Below are 5,757 nucleotides of genomic sequence, written 5' to 3'. Positions count from 1 at the left end.
TCCCGTCGGCAACGGCCAGTTCAGCCCGGCAGCCCCGGCTCGGCGCAGATAGCTGTGTACGGCACCGTTGCTGATGCCCAGGGTGCGCGCGATGGCTCGCTCCGGCAAGCCTTGAACATGTTTTAAGCGGAGAACCTCTTTGATCCGGCGCATCGACAATCTCTGGGTGGGCATCGGCCTTCCTCGTTCACTGACGAGGCAGTTCCTAAGCCGGTTGAGTTGTCGGCCGAAGCGGGCTGAGCCATTCAAAAATTGCTCACGATCCCGCGAAATCCATGCTCACGATCGTCTGAAATCTCTGCTCACGATGCTCTGAAATCCGTGCTCACGATCCCGCGAAACATGCAAGCTAACCAAGAACCGGATGGCAAAGAACGCCCCTGCGACCGCGGCCACAGTGGCAACTAGCGCAAAGGCGATCTTGAGGCTTTCGTTCAAAAAATTAATTCCTATCGGCCGCACGATCGGCGCAGCACCACCTTAGGCTTCCACCGTGGCCTAGTACCCGGAATCAGAGCTCAGTGATACGGCGGCCTTTGAAGCGTCGTTGACGGACCTTTTTCTTGGTCCAGACGAAAGGCTCGGCTTTGTCGTTGTATGCGTTGACGTAGGCATCGATGTGGTCCTGAAGCTGTTTGAGGCTCGTGAAGGAAGCGCCGCTGAGCGACTGCCCCTGCAAGATCGAAAACCATGTCTCGACCTGATTGAGCCAGGACGCGCTTGTCGGCGTGAAATGAAATTGCACGTTGGGGTTGGCCTTGAGCCAATCCTCGTTCTTTTTGTGGGTGCTGAGATTGTCGAGGATGACGTGAAGCTGGCGGTTCGGAAAGGCCGTGGTGACACTGTCCATGAAGTCGAGAAACTCGACGCGGCGACGGCGCTTTGAATGCGTTGCAATGATCTTTCCGGTTGAGACTTCGAGAGCCGCAAACAACGTTGTTGTGCCGTGCCGCTTGTAGTGTACGCATCCGACGGGCGCCGCCTTGTCTGACGCGCTGCAATTCGCCAAGGGTGTGACCTTAAGTCTAGCTTTAAGGTCATCAGGTGATGCGGGTCGAGGTTTTGGGCGGGCTGGAGCGGCGGCGGCGCTGGTCGCAGGACGACAAGACGCGGATTGTCGAGGAGACCTTGGTGCCGGGTACGAAGGTGACGGAGGTCGCGCGGCGTAACGGCGTCGCGGCCAGCCTCGTGTTTACCTGGCGTCGGCAAGCACGAACATCAGAGCAGGTTGCACCGTCTTTTGCGCCGGTGCAGATCGTCGCTACGGAAGTGGAGGAACCTCCGAAGCTTTTGCCCGCGAGTGACGGTCGAGTACGCTCCGTGGCAACCGCGCGCACTGGATTGATCGAGATCGATCTTGGCAACCGGCGACGCATCCGAGTCGATGCGCACGTTGATCCGGAAGCGCTGGCGCGGGTCCTCGAGGTGCTTGAGCGCCGATGATTGCCATACCGGGTAATGTGCGGGTGTGGCTTGCGACCGGCCACACTGATATGCGCCGCGGCTTTCCGAGCCTTGCGCGTCTGGTCCAGGAGAGTGTGAAGCGTGATCCGCATGCCGGTGATCTCTACGTTTTTAGGGGGCGCCGCGGCGACCTGATCAAGATCATCTGGCACGATGGCCAAGGCGCGTGTCTGTTCACGAAGCGGCTGGAGCGCGGCCGCTTTTTGTGGCCATCGCTGGCGGACGGCGTTGTGACGATCAGCGTTGCGCAACTATCCTATCTCCTCTCCGGAATTGATTGGCGGATGCCGCAGGCAACTTGGCGTCCACAGGCTTCCGGTTAAATCGAGCGGGATTTTTTGCGACGAATATGGTTGATTCGCCTTCGTGACGACGCCCACCGATCCGCTTCCCGCCGACCTTGCCGCTGCGCATGCGATGATCATTGCACAGCGCGAACAGCTGACGTTGGCGAAGAGCGAAGTGACCGTCGGCCGACTGGAAATCGAGCGGCTGAAGCTGATGCTGGCCAAGGCACGGCGCGAACAGTTCGGGCAATCCTCCGAACGCGGCAAGCTGCTGGTCGAACAGCTCGAGCTTGCCATCGAGGATCTCGAAGAGACGCAGGCCGAACAGGAAACCAAGGCCGAACTCGCCGCGCCAGGGGCCGCCAAGGAGAAGCGCGCGCAAAATCCACGGCCGCCGCGACGTCCGTTGCGAGACAATCTGCCGGTCGAGCGCGTCGTCGAACCCGCGCCTTGCGCATGTGGTAAGTGCGGCAGCGAGCGGCTGCACAAGCTCGGCGAGGTGGTATCGAAGACCCTGGAATGCGAGCCGCGGCGCTGGAAGATTATCGAGCATGTCCGCGAAAAGTTCTCCTGCCGGGATTGCGAGGCGATCACAGAAGCGCCGGCACCCTCCCATCCGATCCCGCGAGGCTTTGCCGGGCCGAGCCTGCTGGCGATGGTGCTGGTCAACAAGTTCCTGCTGCATCAGCCGTTGAACCGACAGAGCAAGACCTATGCCCGCGAAGGGATCGAGATCGACGTCTCGACCCTGGCGGATCGGGTCGGCGCCTGCGTGGCAGCACTCGATCCCATTATTGAGGCCATCCGGATCCACGTCATGAGCGCGGAACGCATCCACGCCGACGATACGACGGTGCCGGTACTGGCCAAGCTTAAGACGGTGACCGGCCGGATCTGGACCTATGTTCGCGATGACCGGCCGTTTGGCGGCACGGATCCGCCGGCGGCCCTGTTCTACTACTCACGCAACCGGGCTGGCGAGCATCCGCAAAACCATCTTGCCGGCTATGTGGGCCTGATGCAGGCCGATGCCTTTGATGGATATAACCAGCTCTACAAGGCCCAAAGGAAGCCGGCTCCGATCCTTGAAGCGGCCTGTTGGAGCCACGGCCGCAGAAAGTTCTTCGAGCTGGCGAAATCTGGAGAGGCGCCGATTGCCAGCGAGGCCGTGCGACGCATCGATATCCTGTTCGAGATCGAGCGCACCATCAACGGCAAAACGCCGGAACAGCGACTTGCGGTACGTCGTGATAAGTCGAGGTCGATCGTCGCCGATCTCGAAATCTGGATGCGCCAGCAGCGAACCTTGCTCTCATCAGGCAACGATACTGCGAAGGCGATCAACTACCTGCTCAACCGCTGGGCGGCGTTCACCCGCTTCTTGGACGATGGCCGTGTCTGCCTCTCGAACAACGGTGCCGAACGAGCGTTACGCGGTGTGGCTGTCGGAAGACGAAATTGGACCTTCGCCGGTTCAGATGCTGGCGGCAATCGTGCCGCCGCCGTCTATACCCTGATCGAGACCTGCAAGTTGAATGACGTTGATCCGCAAGCCTGGCTCGCTGACGTGCTGGCCAGGCTTCCAGATCACCCCGTCAACAGAGTCGCCGACCTGCTCCCGTGGAATTGGAAGGCGACCCAACAGTCCAAAGCTGCTGCTGCCTGAACGCCGCGGCAGACCGGCGAGCCTGCCCGGGGTGCTGGCCGGATGCGTACCTTGTAGTCGTGGCTCTGGCCGGTCAAGGCGCGGCCATTGGGCAACTTCAGATAGCCCTGCGCTCGCTCCAGAGCCTGGATCGAAGGCTTTTCGTCCACGCACAGCACGATGGCCTTCGCGGGCGGGGCGACATAGAGGCCAACGACATCGGCGGCCTTGGCCGTAAAGTCAGGGTCGTTGCTCTCACACCAGGACTTCCGGGCCACGAGGTCGATCTTACTGTTGCGCAAGAACCGCCAGACATATTGGACGTCAACATCGCCCAGCGCCTCGGCCAGCAGAGGACCGCTCCAGCGCGCAAATCCCTGCGGGGCCGGTTTATCCAGCAGCTTCAGAATCCGCTTGTCGGTGGCCTTCGTATAGATCGGCTGTTTGCCGGGTCGCGGCTTGTCTTGCAGACCTTCAAGGCCATAATCGGCGTAGCGGTGCCGCCAAAGGCTGACAATCCGCGGCTGGACCCCAACTTCCTGGGCGATCGACCGGGTGCTGCGCCCGGCCGCCGCCAATAGAACTATCCGCGCCCGCTTCAAATCGCGCTGCAACGTCACCGGCGAGCGACAACGCGCCTCAAGCACCTCGCGATCTTTCCTCGAAAGGTGGACTTCTCTTGCTTCGGGTATCATCCAAATCTTGAATCACGACTCACGATCTAAGAAAAGTGGGTACTAGGCAGCCCACCAATTCTGATAGGTGCGATGCAGTCCTATTCCCTGACACAACTTCGCGGCTCCCGTGGCCTCACCGTCACCGCGGGAGCGCGGTGGTCGGTCTTGCCATTCAAGTGGCCAGGCTGGCCACCAAAGTTAGCGGCCCGTGATAGGGACAGCGCTTGCGTGCTTGCGACGCCCCAAGCGCCGAGTCACATTGCTGCTAACGTCACTGGCAGCGCGAGCGCGGTAGGGACAGCGTCGATCTGCATTCCGACGCCGAGTCGCGCTCGTGCTGCTTGCGGTGTGCGGGTTAGTCACAAAGGCACTGGGTGCGCTCGCGATAGCTGACGAAAGGCTGGCAGGCCGTCTTGCTTCAATCGCGACCGACAGGCTGCCAGGACTCCAAGTCAGTCCCCAGTCGCGTCCCAGAATGAGGTGCCCCAGCGCGGGCAGCATGCCGGGGTGACACGTTGGGCTGCCGTGAGCCAGAAGTCGAGCCACGACTCGATCATTATGACCGTGAAAATGTAGAGCAGCATCACGCGCCACTCAAAATCGCAGCGCGTTGAAAATCTGCCCAATGCTCCGTGCAGCCGCGGTAGGATCTTCGTTCGCGCTTTGAGGTGCAGTCCAAGCACACGCGAGAAAACGGCAGTTGCCAATCGCGCATAAGAAAATCTCACGTCCTGAAAAAGGACTAAGTTACTATCGCAACCAAGGGCTGTCCACCAGAAAGAAAGCAGCTTCGCTCTCCGTAATTGTCCGGTGATTAGCTAAAGTGCGAGAGGTATATCGCTAAGATTGAGTGGGACGGTGCGGGTGTCGTTGAATAACGATTCCCTGTCGATTTAGACAGGTGCGCCCTGGTTCGATATGAGCGCATGATCGCCGCGGTGGAGGGCCCTCCTATGCGGCGCTATTATTTCCCGATCATCCACAACGGCCGCCTTCGGCCGGACAGCGAGGGTGAGGTGTTTGGCTCGGCCGATCTCGCGAGTCAGTACGGTGCCGGTGTCGCACGGGATATCGCCAGCGATCCCGAGTACGAGCCGGCTAACAGCACAGTGGTAATGGTAGTTGACAGCGCTGGGGCAGAGATCGCGCGATACGTGGTTGTTAGTGTGTAGCAACAGCGGATATGCGATAGAAAGAGCCATGCCGCGGAGCACATACCGTAACCTGCCGAAGGCCGCAGACCTGCTGGCCGTCAAAGACGAACTGGTCGCTGGTCGCCGGATCGTTGTTGGGCCCTCAGCGGGCCAGCGGCTCAGCGGCAAGAAAGGCATCATCCTCGGACCCGGAGCGACGGCAACCCAGGTTAGGGTGCTTCTAGACGGATCCAAGGGCTACCGTACGGCTACGACGAAGGCCGCCTGATTGACGCGTGCGCGCGGGGATCGGCGAGCTATATGATGGCAATGCGTGAAGGTCAGGCGGCTTGCTGATCGGTGGGGTCAGCTTGGCGCAGGAGCTTCCATTCCCAGGGCAGCAGCTCGTGCAGACGCGATGCGGGATGATCGGCGATACGGGCCAAGACATCGGCGAGCCAGGCCTTGGGATCGACGTCGTTGAGACGACAAGTCGTGATCATCGTCAGCATGATGGCGGCCCGGTCAGCACCACGCTGACTGCCGGCGAA

Annotated in this window: 7 protein-coding genes and 2 pseudogenes; 5 read left to right on the top strand and 4 right to left on the bottom strand. The window is 60.7% G+C overall.

Translation table 11 applies throughout. The annotated features are described in order from the left end of the window. Window positions 1-174 (bottom strand): sigma-70 region 4 domain-containing protein (locus K288_RS51700; RefSeq protein WP_201449757.1); only part of this gene is annotated, 174 nt, incomplete at its 3' end. 337 nt (window positions 175-511) lie between these two features. Next, window positions 512-958, bottom strand: a pseudogene (locus K288_RS48810) (IS630 family transposase); the annotation flags it as partial. 104 nt (window positions 959-1,062) lie between these two features. On the opposite strand from K288_RS48810, the gene K288_RS0142190 reads away from it, so the two are divergent. From K288_RS0142190 to K288_RS0142180, 3 genes are read left to right on the top strand one after another with little or no spacing between them, the layout of a single operon-like run. Continuing rightward, window positions 1,063-1,443: a transposase gene (locus tag K288_RS0142190; protein WP_160169084.1), complete on the top strand. Its 381-nt coding sequence runs from the start codon at window positions 1,063-1,065 to the stop codon at window positions 1,441-1,443. Beyond that, window positions 1,440-1,787, top strand: a complete 348-nt coding sequence (tnpB, locus tag K288_RS0142185; RefSeq protein ID WP_027584736.1) for an IS66 family insertion sequence element accessory protein TnpB — start codon at window positions 1,440-1,442, stop codon at window positions 1,785-1,787. The genes K288_RS0142190 and tnpB overlap by 4 nt, the downstream gene beginning before the upstream one ends. A 43-nt stretch (window positions 1,788-1,830) precedes the next feature. Further along, window positions 1,831-3,417, top strand: a complete 1,587-nt coding sequence (locus K288_RS0142180) for an IS66 family transposase (protein WP_027584735.1) — start codon at window positions 1,831-1,833, stop codon at window positions 3,415-3,417. A gap of 50 nt (window positions 3,418-3,467) precedes the next feature. Here the strand turns inward: K288_RS0142180 and K288_RS0142175 are convergent. Beyond that, window positions 3,468-4,091, bottom strand: a pseudogene (locus K288_RS0142175) (IS630 family transposase); the annotation flags it as partial. 935 nt (window positions 4,092-5,026) lie between these two features. On the opposite strand from K288_RS0142175, the gene K288_RS0142165 reads away from it, so the two are divergent. Both K288_RS0142165 and K288_RS48805 read left to right on the top strand, forming a co-directional pair. Beyond that, complete coding sequence (locus K288_RS0142165) at window positions 5,027-5,245, top strand: hypothetical protein (RefSeq protein ID WP_027584732.1); 219 nt, start codon at window positions 5,027-5,029, stop codon at window positions 5,243-5,245. Window positions 5,246-5,273: 28 nt separating this feature from the next. Continuing rightward, window positions 5,274-5,495 (top strand): hypothetical protein, encoded by a 222-nt coding sequence (locus K288_RS48805; RefSeq protein ID WP_051335049.1) that lies wholly within the window; start codon window positions 5,274-5,276, stop codon window positions 5,493-5,495. A 52-nt stretch (window positions 5,496-5,547) separates the two neighbouring features. On the opposite strand, the gene K288_RS48800 is transcribed toward K288_RS48805, so the two are convergent. Continuing rightward, the coding region (locus tag K288_RS48800) for a transposase domain-containing protein (protein WP_043162281.1) at window positions 5,548-5,757 on the bottom strand (210 nt) is incomplete at its 5' end.

Source organism: Bradyrhizobium sp. Ai1a-2 (assembly GCF_000426245.1).
GTDB lineage: Bacteria > Pseudomonadota > Alphaproteobacteria > Rhizobiales > Xanthobacteraceae > Bradyrhizobium.
The sequence above is the reverse complement of the archived record's forward strand: the minus strand, read 5'-3'. Positions and strand labels throughout refer to the sequence as shown.

What these genes read in the sequence shown, in the direction of transcription:
- tnpB (WP_027584736.1), top strand. Translation starts at nt 1,440, where the DNA reads ATGATTGCCATACCGGGTAATGTGCGGGTGTGGCTTGCGACCGGCCAC.
- K288_RS0142165 (WP_027584732.1), top strand. Translation starts at nt 5,027, where the DNA reads ATGCGGCGCTATTATTTCCCGATCATCCACAACGGCCGCCTTCGGCCG.
- K288_RS48805 (WP_051335049.1), top strand. Translation starts at nt 5,274, where the DNA reads ATGCCGCGGAGCACATACCGTAACCTGCCGAAGGCCGCAGACCTGCTG.